16 protein-coding genes and 1 pseudogene are annotated in these 20,420 nt (G+C 68.6%); 11 read left to right on the top strand and 6 right to left on the bottom strand.

Going from position 1 to position 20,420, the window contains the following annotated elements; genetic code table 11:
- From EHS43_RS13855 to lanKC, 3 genes are all read left to right on the top strand, one after another.
- Positions 1-1,333, top strand: a 1,333-nt coding sequence (locus EHS43_RS13855) for a glycoside hydrolase family 16 protein (RefSeq protein WP_125191071.1), incomplete at its 5' end; no start/stop codon positions are given.
- Between the two features lie 401 nt (positions 1,334-1,734).
- A complete protein-coding gene (locus EHS43_RS13850) occupies positions 1,735-1,929 on the top strand; it encodes a hypothetical protein (RefSeq protein WP_125191070.1) in 195 nt (64 codons plus the stop codon).
- Positions 1,930-2,034: 105 nt separating this feature from the next.
- Positions 2,035-4,824 (top strand): class III lanthionine synthetase LanKC, encoded by a 2,790-nt coding sequence (gene lanKC, locus EHS43_RS13845; RefSeq protein ID WP_125191069.1) that lies wholly within the window; start codon positions 2,035-2,037, stop codon positions 4,822-4,824.
- A 42-nt stretch (positions 4,825-4,866) separates the two neighbouring features.
- Here lanKC and EHS43_RS13840 read toward each other — a convergent pair whose 3' ends face one another.
- The 5 genes from EHS43_RS13840 to EHS43_RS13820 form a co-directional block, all read right to left on the bottom strand.
- On the bottom strand, positions 4,867-5,889 hold the full coding sequence (locus tag EHS43_RS13840; protein ID WP_125191068.1) for a TolB-like translocation protein: 1,023 nt from the start codon (positions 5,887-5,889) through the stop codon (positions 4,867-4,869).
- The gene (locus EHS43_RS13835) at positions 5,886-7,214 is read right to left on the bottom strand and encodes an MFS transporter (RefSeq protein WP_125191067.1); all 1,329 of its coding nucleotides are present in this window, start codon (positions 7,212-7,214) and stop codon (positions 5,886-5,888) included. Before EHS43_RS13835 ends, EHS43_RS13840 begins: the two co-directional genes overlap by 4 nt.
- A 5-nt stretch (positions 7,215-7,219) precedes the next feature.
- Positions 7,220-8,110 carry an alkaline phosphatase family protein gene (locus EHS43_RS13830; RefSeq protein ID WP_125191066.1) on the bottom strand — a complete coding sequence of 297 codons (891 nt, stop codon included), beginning with the start codon at positions 8,108-8,110 and terminating at the stop codon, positions 7,220-7,222.
- Positions 8,111-8,314: 204 nt separating this feature from the next.
- Entirely contained in the window at positions 8,315-8,704 is a 390-nt protein-coding gene (locus tag EHS43_RS13825) for a VOC family protein (RefSeq protein ID WP_125191065.1), read from the bottom strand.
- A 4-nt stretch (positions 8,705-8,708) separates the two neighbouring features.
- Positions 8,709-9,629 (bottom strand): AraC family transcriptional regulator, encoded by a 921-nt coding sequence (locus tag EHS43_RS13820; RefSeq protein ID WP_125191064.1) that lies wholly within the window; start codon positions 9,627-9,629, stop codon positions 8,709-8,711.
- Between the two features lie 146 nt (positions 9,630-9,775).
- On the opposite strand from EHS43_RS13820, the gene tkt reads away from it, so the two are divergent.
- The 8 genes from tkt (at position 9,776) to EHS43_RS13780 (ending at position 20,167) form a co-directional block, all read left to right on the top strand.
- Positions 9,776-11,851, top strand: a complete 2,076-nt coding sequence (gene tkt / locus EHS43_RS13815) for a transketolase (RefSeq protein ID WP_125191063.1) — start codon at positions 9,776-9,778, stop codon at positions 11,849-11,851.
- Positions 11,852-11,870: 19 nt separating this feature from the next.
- Positions 11,871-13,016 (top strand): transaldolase, encoded by a 1,146-nt coding sequence (gene tal, locus EHS43_RS13810; RefSeq protein WP_125191062.1) that lies wholly within the window; start codon positions 11,871-11,873, stop codon positions 13,014-13,016.
- Positions 13,013-14,548, top strand: a complete 1,536-nt coding sequence (zwf, locus tag EHS43_RS13805) for a glucose-6-phosphate dehydrogenase (protein ID WP_125191061.1) — start codon at positions 13,013-13,015, stop codon at positions 14,546-14,548. Before tal ends, zwf begins: the two co-directional genes overlap by 4 nt.
- On the top strand, positions 14,545-15,480 hold the full coding sequence (opcA, locus tag EHS43_RS13800; protein WP_125191060.1) for a glucose-6-phosphate dehydrogenase assembly protein OpcA: 936 nt from the start codon (positions 14,545-14,547) through the stop codon (positions 15,478-15,480). Before zwf ends, opcA begins: the two co-directional genes overlap by 4 nt.
- A complete protein-coding gene (gene pgi / locus EHS43_RS13795) occupies positions 15,473-17,125 on the top strand; it encodes a glucose-6-phosphate isomerase (protein ID WP_125191059.1) in 1,653 nt (550 codons plus the stop codon). The genes opcA and pgi overlap by 8 nt, the downstream gene beginning before the upstream one ends.
- Position 17,126: 1 nt before the next feature.
- Positions 17,127-18,005, top strand: coding sequence for a phosphogluconate dehydrogenase (NAD(+)-dependent, decarboxylating) (gnd, locus tag EHS43_RS13790; RefSeq protein WP_125191058.1), 879 nt, complete (start codon positions 17,127-17,129; stop codon positions 18,003-18,005).
- Between the two features lie 6 nt (positions 18,006-18,011).
- Entirely contained in the window at positions 18,012-18,605 is a 594-nt protein-coding gene (locus EHS43_RS13785) for a histidine phosphatase family protein (protein ID WP_125191057.1), read from the top strand.
- Positions 18,606-18,703: 98 nt separating this feature from the next.
- On the top strand, positions 18,704-20,167 hold the full coding sequence (locus tag EHS43_RS13780) for a membrane-associated oxidoreductase (RefSeq protein WP_125191056.1): 1,464 nt from the start codon (positions 18,704-18,706) through the stop codon (positions 20,165-20,167).
- Between the two features lie 7 nt (positions 20,168-20,174).
- Here the strand turns inward: EHS43_RS13780 and EHS43_RS13775 are convergent.
- Positions 20,175-20,420 (bottom strand): annotated as a pseudogene (locus tag EHS43_RS13775) (shikimate dehydrogenase); the annotation flags it as partial.

Here is a 20,420-nt window from a genome sequence, read left to right as displayed (position 1 = left end):
GAGCACCCTCGGCCTGGCGGCCGCCCTGGCGACGGCCGCCACCCTGCCCGCCGACGCCTCCGCCCCCACGCCGCCCTCGGGCTGGTCGCAGGTCTTCCTGGACGACTTCAACGGCTCCGCCGGAACCGGCGTCTCCACCTCCAACTGGCAGTACGCGACCGGGACCTCCTACCCGGGCGGCCCCGCCAACTGGGGCACCGGCGAGGTCGAGAGGATGACCAACAGCACGAGCAACGTCGCCCTCGACGGCAACGGCAACCTGCGCATCACCCCGCTGCGCGACGCGGCGGGCAACTGGACCTCGGGCCGCATCGAGACCAACCGCACCGACTTCCAGCCCCCGTCCGGCGGCAAGCTGCGCGTCGAGGCCCGCATCCAGATGCCCAACGTCACCGGCACCGCGGCCGAGGGCTACTGGCCCGCGTTCTGGATGCTGGGCGCCCCCTACCGCGGCAATTACCAGAACTGGCCGGGCGTCGGCGAGCTGGACATCATGGAGAACGTCCAGGGCATGAACCGCGTGTGGGCCACCATGCACTGCGGCACCAACCCGGGCGGACCGTGCAACGAGACGACGGGCATCGGCAACAACGTCCCCTGTCCCGGCTCGACCTGCCAGTCCGCGTTCCACACCTACACCATGGAGTGGGACCGCTCGGTGAGTCCCGAGACGATCCGCTTCTTTGTCGACGGCACGCAGTTCCACTCGGTCAACGCGAGCCAGATGGACGCCACGACCTGGACCAACGCCACCAACCACGGCTTCTTCATCATCCTCAACGTGGCGATGGGCGGCGCCTTCCCGGACGCGTTCGGCGGCGGCCTCGACTCCGGCACCCAGTCCGGCGTGCCCATGGTCGTGGACTACGTCCAGGTGCTGTCGGCGGGTGGGAGCGGTACCACGCCACCGCCGTCGGGCGGCCGGGACGCATACAGCACGATCCAGGCCGAGTCGTACAACAGCCAGAGCGGTGTCGGCACGGAGACCACGAGCGACACCGGCGGCGGCCAGAACATCGCCTCTCTCGCAAGCGGTGACTGGGCGCTCTACCAGAACGTCAACTTCGGTTCCACAGCGGCCAATCAGTTCGTCGCCCGGGTGGCGAGCGGCGCGGCCGGCGGGGTCAGCGGTCTGGTCGAGGTGCGCCTGGACAGTCGTACCGCCACACCGATCGGCAGCTTCGCCCTCGCCAACACCGGTGGCTGGCAGTCCTGGAGAACGGTCCCGGCGAATATCAGCGGCGTCACCGGCACCCACAACGTCTACCTGACCTTCACCAGCGGCCAGCCGGCCGACTTCGTGAACGTGAACTGGTTCAACTTCGGTCACTGACCGACAAGTCCAGTCGCCGCCAGGCCGCCTTGCCGAGCCGAAGCACGACGGTTGTCACGGAGGTGGGTCTGCTGTCGCCAGAGTCTGCTCCGGTGGCGGCAGGCCCGCTCCGGCCACCGACAGTGAAGGCTGGAAAGGGCTCACTTGACCCCTCTGACGCTGACGTCACCAGGCAACAGCCCGACGCAACCAGCCTGCCGACGTTTGCGGTTACCAATTCAACCAAAGACTGTGCCGAGATGCGGGAAACGCATGGTCGGCAGAGACTGGATGCAGAAGCTCTAGCCAGACTTCGGCGAGCCGGGGGCGCACGGCACAGAAAATCGGCTCAGGCAACTGACGAGTCGACAGGTACCCATGTGCAATACGAGAAATTTGCAGCACGTCGAGGGGTGAGTGACATGACGGACGCTACGAACAAGAGCAGTGCGGAAGAGGAACTGGCCCAGCAGGTCATGCCCACGATCCTGGAACTCCAAAGGGTTCTCGTCGAGGGGTCGAGAAACGCTCTGGGAACAGGAAGCGAACGGATGGCCGGCATCGTGAGCCTCACCTCCTGCACCTCCCACAGCTGCCACGGAGTGGCCGAAAGGTAGAAACACCACCGATATCATCGTTCCCCTGGGGACTCACCTTCTCTCTTCCTGTCCCTGGGGGAACCGCGCGGGGATGGCGACCTCATCAGCCCAGAGGAATCGGACATGCAAAGTTGGGAAGAATTGTACTTCTACTCCCAGTACGATTCACGGTGGTTTGAAAGCCCAGCGAGGTACCAGCCTTCGCCAGAATTCCTGGATCTCTACCAGCGCCTGGCTCCGGCCGATTGGAATGTCCGACGGGACGGGATCTGGTACGGCGCTTCCCCCTCCCACATTCAATTGCCACGCCAGGGATGGAAGATACACGTGTCAGTTCGGCCGCAGGACGCCTTGAACTGCCTCGAGCGAGCGCTGCCCCTCCTCTTCGACTCCTCAACACCGTTCAAATTCCTGGTAGACACGAAGACCGTCACATCGGTGAACGGAAAACTGTGGCCCAGGCAATCCGGCGGAAAATGCATAACCATATATCCGCCGAATCCGAAAGAATTCACCCGACTGGGAAACAGACTAAAAGAGGAACTTCTGGACTTCACGGGTCCTTACATTCTCTCTGACCGCCGGTGGCCTGGCTCATCCTGCGTCCACTATCGCTACGGAGGCTTCCAGCCTGTTTCAGTACTCCAGATAGACGGAAGTCGACGCTTCGTCATACGCGATCCAGGCGGCGGCTACGTCACCGATACACGCCACCCATATTGGGCGCCCCCGCAGTGGGTGACAGACCCCCTAGTATCACCAGAACCCAACGAGCACGAGGAACACGGCAGCAATCCGACTCTGCTCAACGGGCGATTCGCCGTGACCTCCGCTCTGACTTTCACTAACCGAGGCGGAGTTTATCTCGCAGACGACCTGGCCACCAACACCACGGTTGTCATAAAAGAGGCACGCCCGGGTGTTGTCATCGGCAAGCATGCAATCGACTCCGTAGAACTGGTGAGAAAAGAGTATCGGATCCTGGGGCAACTCTCCGATTGCAAGCTGTTCGTCAACCCTGTCACCATGTTCGAAGACCGCGGACACGCTTTTCTGGTCGAAGATTTCATACCAGGTGAGCATCTCGGCCGCTTCACCATACGAAGTAATCCGCTGTACCACGGAAACATCACTCGTACGTCGCTGCACGAATACTATTCCAGTACACGTCGACTGTGGCTTCAGATAGCTCAAGCGATCGACTTTTCCCACACGAATGGAATAGTCATCGGTGACATTTCCTACGGAAATATCATGCTGACTGACGACGACAGAGCGATCTGTCTCGTCGATCTCGAATGCGCAACCGAAGAAGGTATAGATCAGCCGGTGGGACTCCATACGCCAGGGCTGGCGACAGGACAGGCTGTACGCGAAGGGGTGAACGATCGCGCCAGTGACGTCTACGCCCTGGGTGCCATTATGTTCGGAAGCATAATGCTGGCCAACGGCGTTTCCGAGTTGCACCCGCCTTCGCTCCGGCGATTCCTATCCGATCTGGTAGAGGATCTAGGCCTGTCGAACCGATTCATCGACTTGATTGTTCACTTGATGAGCGAATCGAGTGCGGGTCGCGTTCCTGACATGAAGGGAGTTATCTCGGAAATAGAAGAGATGCCGATACTGCAAGAAGGTCCGTCAAACCCTCGGTTGGTCAAGCCGAGCCACCGGCCGACCGATCAGTCACCGACCGATCCAATCGACCCCGTACCCGACGGCAGCCATCGGGCTCTTGCCCTGGCCGCTCGTACCGCCGGATTCTCCTATGTGGTGAACACCGCTGACCTGCAACGGGAGGACAGACTGTTTCCAGCCGATCCAGCGGTGTTCGAAACCAACCCACTCTCGATCTCACATGGGGCGGCTGGAGTACTGCACGCGCTCTATTATGCAGGCAGACCAATCCCTCAGCCTTTCCTGGCCTGGCTGTTGAGCCATGACGTCGGCAACGACCGCTATCCGCCCGGTCTGTACATGGGACAGGCGGGGATCGCATGGGTACTGCAAGAACTGGGACACCCTGAGGAGGGCGTGGAACTGCTGCGGCGCGCCCGTAGACATGAACTGCTGCACACATCTCCCAATATAATGCACGGGGACTCCGGATACGGCCTCGCCTGCCTGAAATTCTGGGCAGCAGGCCTGGGGGAAGAGTTCCTTTCCGAGGCCGAACAAATCGGGCGCCACCTCATAGGCTCCTGCCGGCACGGCACGGAGGGAATCTACTGGGTCGACTCCTCGGGCGACGTACCCATCGGCTATGCATTCGGGAGCAGTGGGGTATCCCTGTTCCTGCTGTACCTGTCACAAGCGATCAAGGACGAGCAGATCTTCGAGGCGGGCCGGGCCGCACTGGACCACGACCTGGGGTACGCCATGCACAACGGTGGAGAGTTCTTGGGATTTCCAGCCCTGGCCCCAGAGGATGCCGAGCTGGGTCGGGTTGTGGCCAGATGCTACTGGGATCATGGATCGGCGGGAATTCTTACACCGCTGGTCCGCTACTTGTCCGTGAATCCGGATCAAGCCCTTTCCCATTGGTTCGGACAGCTCACCGAAAACATTTCACACAAGTACGCCGTTTTCCCCCAGATGTTCCATGGGCTCGCAGGCATGGGAAATGCTCTTCTTGATGCATGGTACTTCACGCATGACCCCCAGTATCGCAAGGCAGCATGGAGAGTGGCGGAGGGAGTGCTCTTGTTTCGTGTCGACCGTCCTGAGGGTGCAGGCTTTCCCGGCGAGCAGGCGATGCGCGAGAGTTCCGATTTTGCAACCGGCACAGCCGGCGTGGCCCTTTTTCTCGATCGGCTGATCAGATCGGACACCGGATTTCCGGAAAATTTCAATTTCGTGGTGGACGAATTGCTGAGCTCTTTCCAACCTCCGGCGTCGGCCGGTCAATTGGCCTGACAGTCGGATGAGACCACCTCTACCCGACCTGATCGCCTCGTGTCACCCCAGATAAGCGGGCGCGACCGCAGAGCGCATCAGGCGGCGGGCCGTGCCGGTGCCGTCGGCGGGCACGGTCCACAGGTCGGAGCCGTAGTCGCCGGGCAGGGCGTAGACGAGGGTGTCGTCGTCGGCCCACAGCGCCTGGTCGTCGAGGTTGCGGGACTCGGCCGTCGCGATCTCCTTCATGGTCCTGAGGTTCAGGACGTAGAGCCGCCAAGGGGCGTCGGGAGAGGCCCCCTTGACGCGTTTCTTGTAGGCGACGCGGGTCCCGTCGGGTGAGAGGGAGGGGCATTCGACGTTGCGGTGCAGGGTGGTGAGGGTGCGCGCGGTGACGTCGCCGCGCACGAGGTACGTCCGGCCGCCGGTCGCCAGCGTGGCGTAGAAGCGGTTGTCGTCCGCGAAGGTGACGCCCCAGACGTTGGTGTCGGCGGCGTGGTACGAGCGGCCGTCCTTGACGATGTGGAAGGTCTCCAGGTTGTCGTCGATCGCCCAGGTGCGGGTGTCCACGACGGCCGTGCGGGTGGAGAAGTTCGTTCCGGCGTACGAGTCCCCGCTGACGAACACCGTCCAGGCGACCAGGTGTCCGGAGGGCGAGACCCTGGCCCGGGTGGGGATGCCCGCCGCCGGGAAGCGGTGGCGTTCACGAAGGCGCGCGTCGAGCACCACCGCGCGGTAGGTGTCCTCCAGCGTGCCGTGCACGGCCTGGAGACAGATGCCGGTGCCTGCCGCGGCGTGGAAGCGCAGGCACTTCACCCCCGAAGCCGTGCGCGGGCCCTGCGGATCGTCGGCGGGGACGGTGGCGATCTCGTCGCGGTGCGGACCCCAGGCCAGGTTGCGCACCAGCAGCCGCCGTCGGTCGCCGGGCCGGAGCGAGACGGTACCGGCCCGCACGGCCGGGCCGTCCGCCTGCTGCCGGTCCCGCAGGTCCGAGCGGTGGGCGGCGTACAGCACCGAGCCGGTGCCGATCGCGCCGAGCAGCACGACGGCGACGAGCAGGGTCAGCAGACGGTTCGTCCGGGTCATGCGGGCACCTCGTCGGGAGTGGGGGTCTCGGCCGTGCCGCGCAGGACGAACGCGGCCACGGCTGCGCTGACGGCCAGCGCCGCGGCGGTGAGGGCGAGCGCGGTCCGGCCGCCCCACAGGCTCCAGGCGGCGCCGAAGGCGAGCGAGCAGGCGAACCGGGCCAGCGCCTGCCCGGTGCCGACCAGCGCCTGTCCCGCGCCCTGGTGTCGGGCGGGGACGACCGCGGCGGTGGCGGCCGCGAGGACTCCGTCGGTGGCCGCGTAGAAGGTGCCGTGCAGGACGAGGACGGCGAGCACGGCGGGGACGCCGTGCCACGGGGAGAGGACCAGGCCGTAGCCGAGCAGCAGGACACCGTGGCCCGCCAGGAAGAGCCGGCGGCGGCCGAGGCGGTCCGCGAGCGCGCCGAGCGGCACGGCGAGCAGCAGGAAGAAGGCGGCGGTGCCCAGCGGCAGCAGCGGGAACAGATGGGCGGGCAGGTCCCCCGCGCGCTGGAGCAGCAGATACAGGAAGGAGTCGCTGACGGTGGTCATGCCGAGCAGGGCCGCGCACACCGTGAGGCGGCGCAGTTCCGGCCGGCGCAGCAGGCCGATCGCGTCACGCAGCGCCGGGGGCCGTTCCGGCTCGGGCGGCGGGGTCCGTCGTACGGCATCGGCGGGGCCGTCGGCGGAGGCGTCGACGCGGCGGGGCACGAAGAGCACCAGCACCAGGACGCCCAGGACGGCGACGCAGCCGCTGACCGCGAAGACCGCGTCGTAACCGTCGACGGTGGCCCGCAGGACGGCGAAGGCGAGGAGCGGGCCGAGGAGCGCGCCGGTGGTGTCCATGGCCCGATGGACACCGAACGCCCGTCCCCGCTGGGCGGGTTCGGTCGCCAGCGAGATCATCGCGTCCCGTGGGGCGGTGCGCAGGCCCTTGCCGGTGCGGTCGACCGCGAGCACGGAGCTGAGCACGGGGAGGGTGTGCGCGAGGAGCAACAGCGGCTTGCACAAAGCCGACAGGCCGTAGCCGAGGCCCGCCACGGCCTTGTGGCGGCGGCCGCCCCGGTCGGCGAGATGGCCGCCGGCCAGCCGGACGAGGACGCCGACGCCGTTGTTGATGCCGTCGAGGAGGCCGAAGCCGAGGGGCGAGAGGCCGAGGCCCACGACCACGTACAGCGGCAGGACGGCCGTGACCATCTCCGAGGAGACGTCCGTGATCAGGCTGACCGCGCCCAGCGCCAGCACGGTGGGGGGCACGGCGGCCGGCCGCCGCCCCGGACGGGTGTCCGGGGCGGCGGGGGCCTCGGTGCCGCGGGAACCCGTGCTCCGGGAGTCCGCGAGGTACACGGGCGTCAGTTCCAGATGCCGGTGATGTCGGAGGCCGAGGCGGCGTTGCCCGCGTGGTCGCTCAGACCCGCCAGGTCCTCCACCGTGCGCAGCACGTTGTAGTGGTTGTAGGTGGTGGAGCTGGAGCTGCCGGGGGCGACGTGCTGGCCGTAGAACAGGGTGGGGATGCGGTTGCCGGAGAGCTTGTTGTCCTCGTCGAAGGTGACGGCGAGGATGCTGTTGTGGGTCCTGGCCCAGGTGGCGTAGGCGCCCAGGTTGTTCTTGATCCAGGTGTCGCCCGTGGAGACCGAGCAGTCGTGCATGTCGTTGCACAGGTTCGGGACGACGAAGGACACCGTGGGCAGGGTGGTGTAGTCGGCCGGGAACTGCGTGAAGGTCTTGGCGGTGCTGGTCGGCACGTTGGAGAAGCCGAACCACGGGTTGTGCTTCTGCGCGTAGCTGCCGCTGCTGCAGGTCGTCGAACCCTGGCTGGGCAGCGACTCGTTGTAGCTCGCCCAGGTCTTGCCGGCGGCGATCAGCTCGGAGGCGAGGTTGGGCTTGCCGATGGAACCGACGCTGACACAACTGTCGTCGGTGCGGCCCTGGTTGGAGCCGGAGAAGAGCATGTAGTAGTTCGGCTCACTGGGGTGGGTGAGGCCGTAGGACTGGGTGAGGGTCGCACCGCCCGCCTTGAGGGTGTTGTTGAGGTAGGGGGCGCTGGAGCTGCCGATGACCTGCGCGTAGGCGTGGTTCTCCAGCACCACGACCACGACGTGGTCGGGGGTGGGGAGAGCGGCCGCCTCGGCGCTGGAGGCCGTCGCGGCCCACACGCCGATCGAGCCGGCGGTGAGGGCGAGGGCTCCGGCGAGGGCGGAGAGGGAACGTCGGTTGCGCTGCGGTGCCTTGACGGCGGCCATGACTGTCCTCCGGACAGAGTGACGGACGTTCGGGGGGAGCGGCGCCGCAACCCTAGGAGCCCCCGGCCGGGTCCGCGTGAAGACCGGGCGAACCGTGGGCTCCACCGGGCAAAGATCGCCCCACGTGGAGGTCACGCACGGCAAAGGGAGGGTCAAGCAGCCGTCAGGCCAGGTCATTTGACGGCCCATCACCCTCTTCCGGTGTCACCCCTCCTGAGGGACGACGCAGAACTCGTTCCCCTCGGGATCGGCCAGCACCAGATGGTCGGCGAACCTCGCCCGGACGGTCGCACCGAGCCCGACGAGACGCCGCGCCTCCGCCTCCAGGTCCGGGGCGGACAGGTCGAGATGCATCCGGTTCTTGCAGCGCTTGCCCTCCGGTACGAGCTGGAACCACATCCGGGGGCCGCCCTGCGAGGACTCGACGAGCACGGTCGGGTCGTCCTCGACGTCCGTGATCCCGAGGGCCCGCAGCCGGGCCAACTCCTCGTCGTCGTACGGCGCCACGGCACAGTCGTCGAGCGCCGCCGCCCAGAACCGGGCCGTGGCGGCGGGGTGGGCGCAGTCGAGGACGATGTCCCGCAGTCGTGCCATCGCGTCACTCCTGTCGAAGTTCCGCCCGGAAGGCGGCCGGTGTCATGTCGGTGTGCTGCTGGAAGAACTTGGAGAAGTTGGCGGCGTCGGGGAACCCCACGGCCGCCCCCACCCGCCCGATCGGCATGTCGGTGTGGGCCAGCAGCCGCTTCGCCTCCAGCACCACCCGCTTGTCGATGAACCCCTTGGGGGTCTCCCCCGTGGCCGCGCGCACCGCGCGTACCAGGGTCCGGCGGGAGTAGCCCAGCGCGTCGGCGTAGGCGCTGACGCTGTGGTTCGTGGCGAAGCCCTTCTCCACCGCGTCCCGGAACAGGGTGAACGTCGACTCGGTCCGCCGCCCGGCCTCCGCCGAGGTCGCCGCGAGATGGGCCAGCCGCAGCAGGAACGCCGTCAGCGCGTGCCGCAGGACCGAGGTGTGCAGGCTCAGCGGAAGGGTCGAGGTGTCCTCGTACTCCCGCTGGAGCAGGGCCGCGGAGGCCTTCAGGCCCGCCAGCTGGGCCGCGGAGGGCCGCAGCAGCGGCGGGAGGTCGTAGCGGTAGAGCCCGGTCGCCTCCACGGTGGCCCGCGGCAGGAAGCCCGGCTGCATGGTCAGGACGGTTCCGCGGTACTCGCTCGTCGGCGAGAAGCGGTGGACCTGGCCGGGGCGGATCCACAGCAGGTCGCCCGCGGTCGCCTCGTACTCGGCGAAGTCGATCATGTGGCGGACGGGTCCGGCGTCGAAGAGCATCACCACATGGAAGTCGATGCGGTGCACGCGCTCCAACGGGGCATCCGCGTGCCAGGTGCGTCCGGCTCCCATCGGGCCGACCTGCATGCCGACTCCGCACACACTCAGCTCGCTGGGGAAGGGGAACGTTCTGATGCCGTCCACCGTGCCGTCACCGTCTCCACCTTGGATGGAGCCTTGGGATGTTCTGTCCGCCATGTCCTGCTCATGCCGCCTGCCTGGAGCGTTCCGTGTCCCACTTTCACCACAGGCTGGCACACCGCGACCTTCCCCCGTAAAAGTCAGACTTTTAAGTTTGAACACGTCAGGTCAGCTTTCCCGCTCCGATCGAGGACTTCTTGAAGATGAGCACGCAGACACCGGACAGCTTCGAATGGACCGAACTCGACCGTCGAGCCGTCGACACGGCCCGTCTTCTGGCGGCCGACGCCGTGCAGCAGGTCGGAAACGGCCACCCGGGCACCGCGATGGCCCTGGCCCCGGCGGCGTACACGATCTTTCAGAAGGTGATGCGTCACGATCCGGCGGACCCCGAGTGGACCGGCCGTGACCGCTTCGTCCTCTCCCCCGGGCACACCTCGCTGACGCTCTACACCCAGCTCTACCTCTCCGGGTACGAGCTGGAGCTGGACGACCTCAGGGCGTTCCGCACCCACGGCTCCAAGACGCCCGGGCACCCCGAGTACGGGCACACCGCAGGCGTTGAGACCACCACCGGCCCGCTCGGGCAGGGTGTCGCCAACGCCGTCGGCATGGCGATGGCCGCCCGCTACGAGCGCGGCCTCTTCGACCCCGGGGCCGCCGAGGGCGAGTCCCCCTTCGACCACACCATCTGGGCGATCGTCTCCGACGGCGACCTCCAGGAGGGCATCTCCGCCGAGGCCTCCTCCCTCGCCGGCCACCAGAAGCTCGGCAACCTGGTCTTCCTCTACGACGACAACCACATCTCCATCGAGGGCGACACCGCCACCGCGTTCTCCGAGGACGTGCTGAAGCGCTACGAGGCCTACGGCTGGCACACCCAGCGCATCGAGCCCGGCGCCGACGGCGACATCGACGTCCACGCCCTGTACGCGGCCCTGAAGGCCGCCCAGGCCGAGACCGGGCGCCCCTCGATCATCGCGATGCGCACGATCATCGCCTGGCCCGCCCCGAACGCGCAGAACACCGAGGCCGCCCACGGCTCCGCGCTCGGCGCCGACGAGGTCGCCGCCACCAAGCGCGTCCTCGGCTTCGACCCGGAGCGCACCTTCCAGGTCGACGACGAGGTCCTCGCCCACACCCGTCAGGCCCTGGACCGGGGTGCCGAGGCGCACGCGTCCTGGGACAAGGAGATCTCCGTGTGGCGCGGCGAGCAGCCCGCGCGGGCCGAGCTCTTCGACCGGATCGTCGCCGGCCGGCTGCCCGAGGACTGGGAGTCCGCGATCCCGGTCTTCGAGGAGGGCGCGTCCATCGCGACCCGCGCCGCCTCCGGCAAGGTGCTCCAGGCGCTGGGCCCGGTGCTGCCCGAACTGTGGGGCGGCTCCGCCGACCTCGCCGGCTCGAACAACACCACCATCGACAAGACCAGCTCCTTCCTGCCGGAGGGCAACGCGCTGCCGGAGGCCGACCCGTACGGCCGTACCGTCCACTTCGGGATTCGCGAGCACTCGATGGCCGCGGAGATGAACGGCATCGCGCTGCACGGCAACACCCGCATCTACGGCGGCACCTTCCTGGTGTTCTCCGACTACATGCGCAACGCCGTACGCCTGTCCGCGCTGATGCAGCTGCCCGTCACCTACGTCTGGACCCACGACTCCATCGGCCTGGGCGAGGACGGACCGACCCACCAGCCGGTCGAGCACCTGTCCTCGCTGCGCGCCATCCCGGGCCTGAACGTGGTCCGTCCGGCCGACGCCAACGAGACGGCGATCGCCTGGGCCGAGATCCTCAAGCGGCACGCCACCAACCCGGCCCCGCACGGGCTCGCGCTCACCCGCCAGGGAGTGCCGACGTACGCTCCGAACCCGGACGCGGCCAAGGGCGGTTACGTCCTTGCCGAGTCGTCCAAGGAGACCCCCGACGTCGTCCTCATCGCCACCGGCTCCGAGGTCCAGCTCGCCGTGGCCGCGCGGGAGCAGCTGGAGGCGAAGGGGGTCGGCACCCGGGTGGTGTCGATGCCGTCCGTGGAGTGGTTCGAGGAGCAGCCCCGGGAGTACCGGGAGAGCGTCCTTCCGCCGTCCGTGCGAGCCCGGGTCGCGATCGAGGCCGGTATCGGTCTGACGTGGTACCGGTTCACAGGTGACGCAGGACGCATCGTCTCCCTCGAACACTTCGGCGCCTCCGCCGACGCCGGCACCCTGTTCGCCGAGTACGGCTTCACCCCCGAGAACGTCGCCGCGGCAGCCCGGGAATCCCTCGCCGCCGCGCGTGGTTGATCCGACCGCCAGAAAGAAGATGATCACTGTGACCGAAGCGACCGCGACCGCGGGAGCACTCAAGCGCCTGACCGACGAAGGCGTGTCCATCTGGTTGGACGACCTGTCGCGCGGGCGGATCGAGTCGGGGAACCTGGCCGAGCTCGTCGCGACGAAGCACGTCGTCGGCGTCACCACCAACCCGTCCATCTTCCAGGCCGCCATCGGCTCGGGGGCGGGCTACGAGGAGCAGCTCGGCGACCTCGCCACCCGGGGCGTGACGGTCGACGAGGCCGTACGGATGATGACCACGGCCGACGTCCGTGCCGCCGCCGACGTGCTGCGTCCGGTGTACGACGCCACCGGCGGCCGGGACGGCCGGGTCTCCATCGAGGTCGACCCCCGGCTGGCCCACGACACGCGGGCGACGATCGCCGAGGCCAAGCAGCTCGCCTGGCTGGTGGACCGCCCGAACGTCATGATCAAGATCCCGGCGACGAAGGCCGGTCTGCCCGCGATCACCGAGGTCATCGGCCTCGGGATCAGCGTCAACGTCACGCTGGTCTTCTCGCTGGAGCGCTACCGCGAGGTCATGGACGCCTACCTCGCCGGTCTGGAGAAGGCCGCGAGGAACGGCCTCGACCTCTCCACGATCCACTCCGTCGCCTCCTTCTTCGTCTCCCGGGTCGACTCCGAGATCGACAAGCGGCTCACCGTCCTCGGCACGGACGCGGCCCTCGCGCTCAAGGGCAGGGCGGCGCTCGCCAACGCGCGGCTCGCCTACCAGGCGTACGAGGAGGTCTTCGCCGGTGAGCGCTGGAACTCCCTCGGCGGTGCCCGCGCCAACAGGCAGCGCCCGCTGTGGGCCTCGACCGGGGTGAAGGACCCGGCCTACAAGGACACCCTGTACGTCGACGACCTGGTCGCGCCCGGCACGGTCAACACCATGCCCGAGGCCACGCTGAACGCCACCGCCGACCACGGCGCGATCACCGGCGACACGGTGACCGGCGGCTACGCGCAGGCCCGCGCAGACCTGGCCGCCGTGGAGGCGCTCGGGATCTCCTACGAGGAGGTCGTGCAGCAGCTGGAGGACGAGGGCGTCGCCAAGTTCGAGGCGGCCTGGCAGGACCTGCTGGACGCCGTCACCAAGTCGCTGAACAGCAAGGGAGTTGACGCGGAATGACCATCACCGCCGACTGGGAGAACCCCCTGCGCGACGAGCGCGACCGGCGTCTGCCCCGGATCGCGGGGCCGTCCGGGCTCGTCATCTTCGGTGTCACCGGCGACCTGTCCCGCAAGAAGCTGATGCCGGCCGTCTACGACCTCGCCAACCGCGGCATGCTCCCGCCGGGCTTCTCCCTCGTCGGGTTCGCCCGCCGGGACTGGGAGGACGAGGACTTCGCGCAGATCGTGCACGACTCGGTGCGTGAGCACGCCCGCACCGAGTTCCGTGAGGAGGTCTGGCAGCAGCTCGCCGAGGGGATGCGGTTCATCCCGGGCGACTTCGACGACGACACGGCGTTCAAGCAGCTGCGCCAGACCGTCGACGAGCTGGACAAGGCGCGCGGCACCAGCGGCAACTACGCCTTCTACCTGTCCGTGCCGCCGAAGTTCTTCCCCAAGGTCGTCCAGCAGCTCAAGAAGCACGGGCTGGCGAACGCGCCCGAGGGGTCCTGGCGGCGGGCGGTCATCGAGAAGCCGTTCGGCCGCGACCTGAAGAGCGCCCGCGAGCTCAACGCCCTCGTCCACGACGTGTTCGAGCCGGACCAGGTGTTCCGCATCGACCACTACCTGGGCAAGGAGACCGTCCAGAACATCCTGGCGCTGCGCTTCGCCAACCAGATGTACGAGCCCATCTGGAACCGCTCGTACGTGGACCACGTGCAGATCACGATGGCCGAGGACATCGGCATCGGCGGCCGGGCCGGGTACTACGACGGCATCGGCGCCGCCCGTGACGTCATCCAGAACCACCTGCTCCAGCTGATGGCGCTGACCGCCATGGAGGAGCCGGCCGCCTTCGACGCCGAGTCGCTGCTCACCGAGAAGCTGAAGGTCCTCAGGGCCGTGAAGCTGCCGGAGGACATCGGCGCGCACACTGTGCGCGGGCAGTACGCGGGCGCCTGGCAGGGCGGCGAGAAGGTGCTCGGCTACCTGGAGGAGGAGGGCATCGACCAGTCCTCCACGACCGACACGTACGCGGCCATCAAGCTCAACGTCGACAACCGCCGCTGGGCGGGCGTGCCCTTCTACCTGCGCACCGGCAAACGGCTCGGCCGCCGGGTCACCGAGATCGCGGTCGTCTTCCAGACGGCCCCGCACTCGCCCTTCGACTCCACGGCCACCGAGGAACTCGGCTCCAACGCCATCGTCATCCGCGTCCAGCCCGACGAGGGCATGACGGTCCGCTTCGGGTCGAAGGTGCCGGGCACCTCGATGGAGATCCGGGACGTGACGATGGACTTCGCCTACGGCGAGTCGTTCACCGAGTCCAGCCCGGAGGCCTACGAGCGGCTCATCCTGGATGTCCTCCTGGGGGACGCCAACCTGTTCCCGCGTCACCAGGAAGTGGAAGAGTCCTGGAAGATCCTCGACCCGATCGAGGAGCACTGGGCGAACCACGGCCGTCCGGCGCAGTACGCGTCGGGTACCTGGGGACCCGAGGAAGCCGACGAGATGCTCGCACGAGACGGACGGAGCTGGCGCAGGCCATGAAGATCGACCTGACCGACACCACGGCAAGCAAGATCAACAAGGCGCTGGTGCAGGGTCGCCGCGCCATCGGAACGCCCGCGGTGGGCATGGTCCTGACGATGGTGATCGTCACGGACGAGGAGAACGCCTACGACGCGATCAAGGCGGCCGAGGAGGCCTCGCACGAGCACCCCTCGCGCACCCTGGTCGTCATCAAGCGGCACGCCCGCACCCCCCGCGACCGCACCAACTCGCACCTGGACGCCGAGGTCCGGGTGGGCGCCGACGCCGGCACCGGCGAGACGGTCATCCTGCGGACCTACGGCGAGGTCTCCGACCACGCCGACTCCGTCGTCCTGCCGCTGCTGCTGCCCGACGCCCCCGTCGTCGTGTGGTGGCCGGTGAACGCGCCGGAGAACCCCGCGAAGGACCCGCTGGGCGCGCTGGCCCAGCGCCGGATCACCGACCTGTACGCCGTGGAGAACCCCCTCGACGTCCTCGCGGCCCGGGTGCGCTCCTACGCACCGGGCGACACCGACCTCGCGTGGACCCGCCTCACCCCGTGGCGCTCCATGCTGGCGGCGGCCCTCGACCAGGCCCGCGCGGAGATCATCTCCGGTGCCGTGGAGGCCGAGGCCGACAACCCGGCCGCCGAACTGCTCGCGCGCTGGCTGGAGGCGCGGCTGAAGGTGCGGATCGACCGTGTGGTCACCGCCGGTCCGGTCGTCACGGCCGTCCGCCTGGGCACCGCGAACGGCGAGATCGTGATCGACCGTCCCGAGGGCCCGCTGGCCACGCTGTCCCTGCCGGGCCAGCCCTCCCGCACCCTCGCGCTGAAGGTCCGCAGCACCTCCGAACTCATCGCCGAGGAGCTGCGCCGCCTCGACGCCGACGAGATGTACGCCGTCGCCCTGCGGGGCGAGGCCGGCAAGGAGACCCCTGCTCATGTCTGACTCCCCTCTTCTGACCCGCCGCCCCGAGTGGACGGCCCTGGAGGACCACCGCGCCGAGCAGCACGCGCATCTGCGTGAGCTGTTCGCCGACGACCCCGGGCGCGCGGAGCGGTACGTGGTGCGCGTGGGCGACCTGCGCATCGACTACTCCAAGCACCTGATCACCGACGAGACCCTGGCCCTGCTCCAGGAACTGGCCATCGCCACCGACGTGTTCGGGCAGCGCGACGCCATGTTCCGGGGCGAGAAGATCAACACGACCGAGGGCCGGGCCGTGCTGCACACCGCGCTGCGCGCCCCCGCGGGCACGGTGGTCGAGGTCGACGGCGAGAACGTCGTGCCCCAGGTGCACGCCGTGCTCGACAGGATGAGCGGCTTCGCGAACCGGGTCCGCTCCGGCGAGTGGACCGGCCACACCGGCAAGCGGATCAAGAACGTCGTCAACATCGGCATCGGCGGCTCCGACCTCGGCCCCGCCATGGCCTACGAGGCCCTGCGGGCCTACACGGCACGGGAGTTGACCTTCCGTTTCGTCTCCAACGTGGACGGCGCCGACCTGCACGAGGCGGTGCGCGACCTGGACCCGGCGGAGACCCTGTTCATCGTCGCGTCGAAGACGTTCACCACGATCGAGACGATCACGAACGCCACATCGGCCCGCACCTGGCTGCTGGAGGGCCCGGACGGTCTGCGGGACGACAAGGCCGTCGCGAAGCACTTCGTGGCCCTGTCGACCAACGCCGAGAAGGTCACGGACTTCGGCATCGACCCGGACAACATGTTCGAGTTCTGGGACTGGGTCGGCGGCCGCTACTCCTACGACTCGGCGATCGGCCTGTCCCTGATGATCGCCATCGGCCCGGACCGGTTCCGGGAGATGCTCGACGGCTTCCGGATCGTCGACGAGCACTTCCAGAACGCGCCCGCCGAGGCCAACGCTCCGCTGATCCTGGGCCTGCTGGGCATCTGGTACGGCAACTTCCACGACGCCCAGTCGCACGCGGTCCTGCCCTACTCGCACTACCTGTCGAAGTTCACCGCCTACCTGCAGCAGCTGGACATGGAGTCCAACGGCAAGTCGGTGCAGCGCGACGGCGACCCGGTGGAGTGGCAGACCGGCCCGGTGGTGTGGGGCACCCCCGGCACCAACGGGCAGCACGCCTACTACCAGTTGATCCACCAGGGCACCAAGCTCATCCCGGCGGACCTGATCGGCTTCGCCCGTCCGGTCGACGAGCTGAGCGACGAACTCAAGGCGCAGCACGACCTGTTGATGGCCAACCTGTTCGCGCAGGGGCAGGCGCTCGCCTTCGGCAAGACCGCCGAGGAGGTGCGCGCGGAGGGCGTGGCCGAAGAGCAGGTGGCCCACCGCACCTTCCGGGGCAACCACCCGACCACGACCATCCTGGCCCGCGCGCTGACCCCCTCGGTCCTCGGTCAGCTGATCGCCCTCTACGAGCACAAGGTGTTCGTGCAGGGCGCGGTCTGGAACATCGACTCCTTCGACCAGTGGGGCGTCGAGCTCGGCAAGGTCCTCGCCAAGCGCGTCGAGCCCGCCCTGACCGAAGGGGCCGAGGTCCCCGGTCTCGACCCGTCCACCACCGCCCTCGTGGCCGCCTACCGTGAACTGAAGGAAGTGCACTGACATGCAGTTGGGACTTATCGGCCTGGGCAAGATGGGCGGCAACATGCGCGAGCGCATCCGCCGCGCCGGCCACACCGTCGTCGGCTACGACCGCAACCCCGAGGTCTCCGACGTGGCGAGCCTCGCCGAGCTGGTCGACAAGCTGGAGGCGCCGCGCACGGTGTGGGTGATGGTGCCGGCCGGCGCCGCCACCCAGTCCGTCGTGGACGAGCTCGGTGAGCTGCTGTCCGCCGGTGACACCGTCGTCGACGGCGGCAACTCCCGCTGGACGGACGACGAGAAGCACGCCGAGGAGCTCGGCGCCAAGGGCATCGGCTTCGTCGACGCCGGTGTCTCCGGCGGAGTGTGGGGCCTGAAGAACGGCTACGCGCTGATGGTCGGCGGCGACAAGGAGCACGTGGACCGGCTCCAGCCGATCTTCGAGGCGCTCAAGCCCGAGGGGCCGTACGGCTATGTCCACGCGGGCAAGGTCGGCGCCGGGCACTTCTCCAAGATGGTCCACAACGGCATCGAGTACGCCATGATGCAGGCGTACGCCGAGGGCTGGGAGCTGCTGGAGAAGGTCGAGTCGGTGGACAGCGTGCGGGAGGTGTTCCGCTCCTGGCAGGAGGGGACCGTCATCCGTTCCTGGCTCCTCGACCTCGCGGTCAACGCCCTCGACGAGGACGAGCACCTGGACAAGCTCAAGGGCTACGCGCAGGACTCCGGTGAGGGCCGCTGGACCGTGGAGGCGGCCGTGGACAACGCGGTGCCGCTGCCCACGATCACCGCCTCGCTGTTCGCCCGGTTCGCGTCCCGGCAGGACGACTCCCCGCAGATGAAGATGGTCGCCGCGCTGCGCAACCAGTTCGGCGGGCACGCCGTCGAGTCGAAGAAGTAGCCGACCGTGGGCGACATACTGCTGGTCCGGCACGGCGAGACCAAGTGGAGCCTGTCGGGCCAGCACACCAGTCGGACCAACCTGCCCCTCACCCACCACGGTGAGGAACAGGCCAAGTCACTGAGTCCACTGCTCAGCGGGCGTTCGTTCACCCGGGTGTTCACCAGTCCCCTGGAGCGGGCGGTACGAACGGCGGAACTGGCGGGCCTGACCGGCGCCGAGACCGAGTCCGAGCTGCACGAATGGGACTACGGCGCGTACGAGGGCATCACCACCATCGAGATCCATCGCACCAGACCCGACTGGGACCTGTGGACCGACGGCGTTCCGCACGGCCCGGACGGCCATCGGGGCGAGTCGCCACAGGAGGTCGGGCAGCGCGCCGACCGAGTGCTGGCCAGGGTGGACGCGGCGCTCCAGGGCGGGAGCGGCGACGTCGTCCTCGTCGGCCACGGCCACTTCCTGCGTGTCCTCACGGCTCGCCGGCTGGGGCTGCCCCCCGCCGAGGGCCGGTTGTTCCAGCTCGCCACGGCTACCGTGAGCCGTCTCTCGACGGAGCACGGACGACCGGTGATCGCGGAGTGGAACACGAGGGCGTAGCACGGCAGTTGTGGGCGGCCCGGGAGCGAAGGCTCCCGGGCCGTCGTCGTCCTCGGGCCGGTTGACACCGTGACGTGCGCGTTGGAGAGTCACGGCTGATGGAGATCGACAACCTGACCCCGGCCGAACTGCGGGTGTGGCGCGCCTTCCCGAAGGGCGAGGCCGTGGACTTCCGGACCGCACCGGACGAGGACGCGTCGGGTGGCGCCGACTGGGGTGCCGAACGCACCGTGCGGGCCTCGGTGTTGCGGGCGCTGATGCTGAACGGCCCGCAGGAGGACGGGGAGATACCCGCCCTCAAGCTCGCGGGCGCCCGGATCACCGGTGCGCTGGCGCTCCAGTACGGGACGGTCGAGCACGCCGTCCGGCTCAGCCAGTGCCACTTCGACGACGTACCCCTGCTGTACGGCTGCCGGCTGCGCCAGCTCAATCTCAGCGACTCGGTGCTGCCCGGACTGACCGCCGCCACGCTGCGCGTCGAGGCCGTGCTGCGGATGACGAACTGCCGGGTGAACGGCCCGGTGCGGCTCGGCGGGGCGCAGATCGCCGGGGCCCTGTTCATGGACCGCGCCGAGGTCGTCGCGGTCGACGCCGGGGAACCCGCGCTCCAGCTCAACCACATGAGCGTCGGCGACGACCTGTGGGCCCCGGGACTGCGCGCCCACGGCGAGGTCCGGCTCAACGGCGCCTCCGTCGCCGGTTCCGTCAACCTCAACGACGCCCGGCTCAGCCACCCCGGGGACATCGTGCTCGACGCGCAGACCCTCGTCGTGGAGGGCGACGTCCATCTGCGCCGGGTGCACACCTTCGGCTGGATCGGCCTGCGGGGCGCCCGGATCGCGGGCCGCCTCGACTTCTCGTACGCGCATCTGTCGAACCCGGGCGACGCGGCCCTCAGGGCGAACAGCTCCACCATCGGGGAGCTGTGGCTGCGCAAGGGGCCGCCCATCCAGGGCACCCTCAGTCTGCGCCGCGCCCAGATCGACGACCTGTTCCTGGAGCCCGAAGTGGTGCCGGAAGAGGTCCAGTTCAACAAGCTCGTCTACACCTCGCTCACCCCGCAGGAGCCCGCCGAGCGGCGCCTGCCCATGCTGGAGCGCGACCGCGAGGGCTATGTCCCGCACGCCTACGAGCAGTTGACCGCCGCCTACCGCCGCATCGGCGACGACCGCGCCGCCCGACTGGTCCAGCTCGCCAAGCAGCGCCGCCACCGCGCCACGCTCGCCTGGTACGGGCGCCTGTGGGGCCACGTCCAGGACGCCACCGTCGGCTACGGCTTCCATCCCCTGCGGGCCTGTGTCTGGCTGGTCTCCCTGCTGGCCGTCGGCACGGCCGCCTACGGCCTGCACCACCCGCCGCCGCTCAAGGCGGACGAGGCCCCGCACTTCAACGCGCTGTTCTACACCCTCGACCTGCTGCTGCCGGTGATCTCCTTCGGCCAGGAGGGCGCCTTCGCCCCGCGCGGCTGGTACCAGTCGCTGTCGTACGCGCTGGTCATCGCGGGCTGGATCCTGGCTACGACTGTCTTCGCCGGTGTCACCCGGACCGTCAACCGCCAGTGATCCGGCGTCACTTGGGGGTGCCGACCGCGCCCGCCAGGTCCTCGATGTCCGCGAGCATCCGTGCCGCGTCCGGCTCCCGGCCGGTGAACAGCCGGAACGCGTCCGCGGCCTGGAAGGCGGCCATGCCGCCCCCGTCGAGCGTGGCGCAGCCCGACGCGCGGGCGGCGCGCAGCAGTTCGGTCTCCAGCGGGCGGTAGACGACCTCGGCGACCCACAGTCCGGGGCGCAGCAGTCCGGCGGGGAGGGGCAGGCC

It is taken from the genome of Streptomyces sp. RP5T (assembly GCF_003933965.1).
GTDB lineage: Bacteria > Actinomycetota > Actinomycetes > Streptomycetales > Streptomycetaceae > Streptomyces.
Note: the sequence above shows the minus strand (reverse complement) of the source record. Positions and strands in the feature narration are given on the sequence as shown.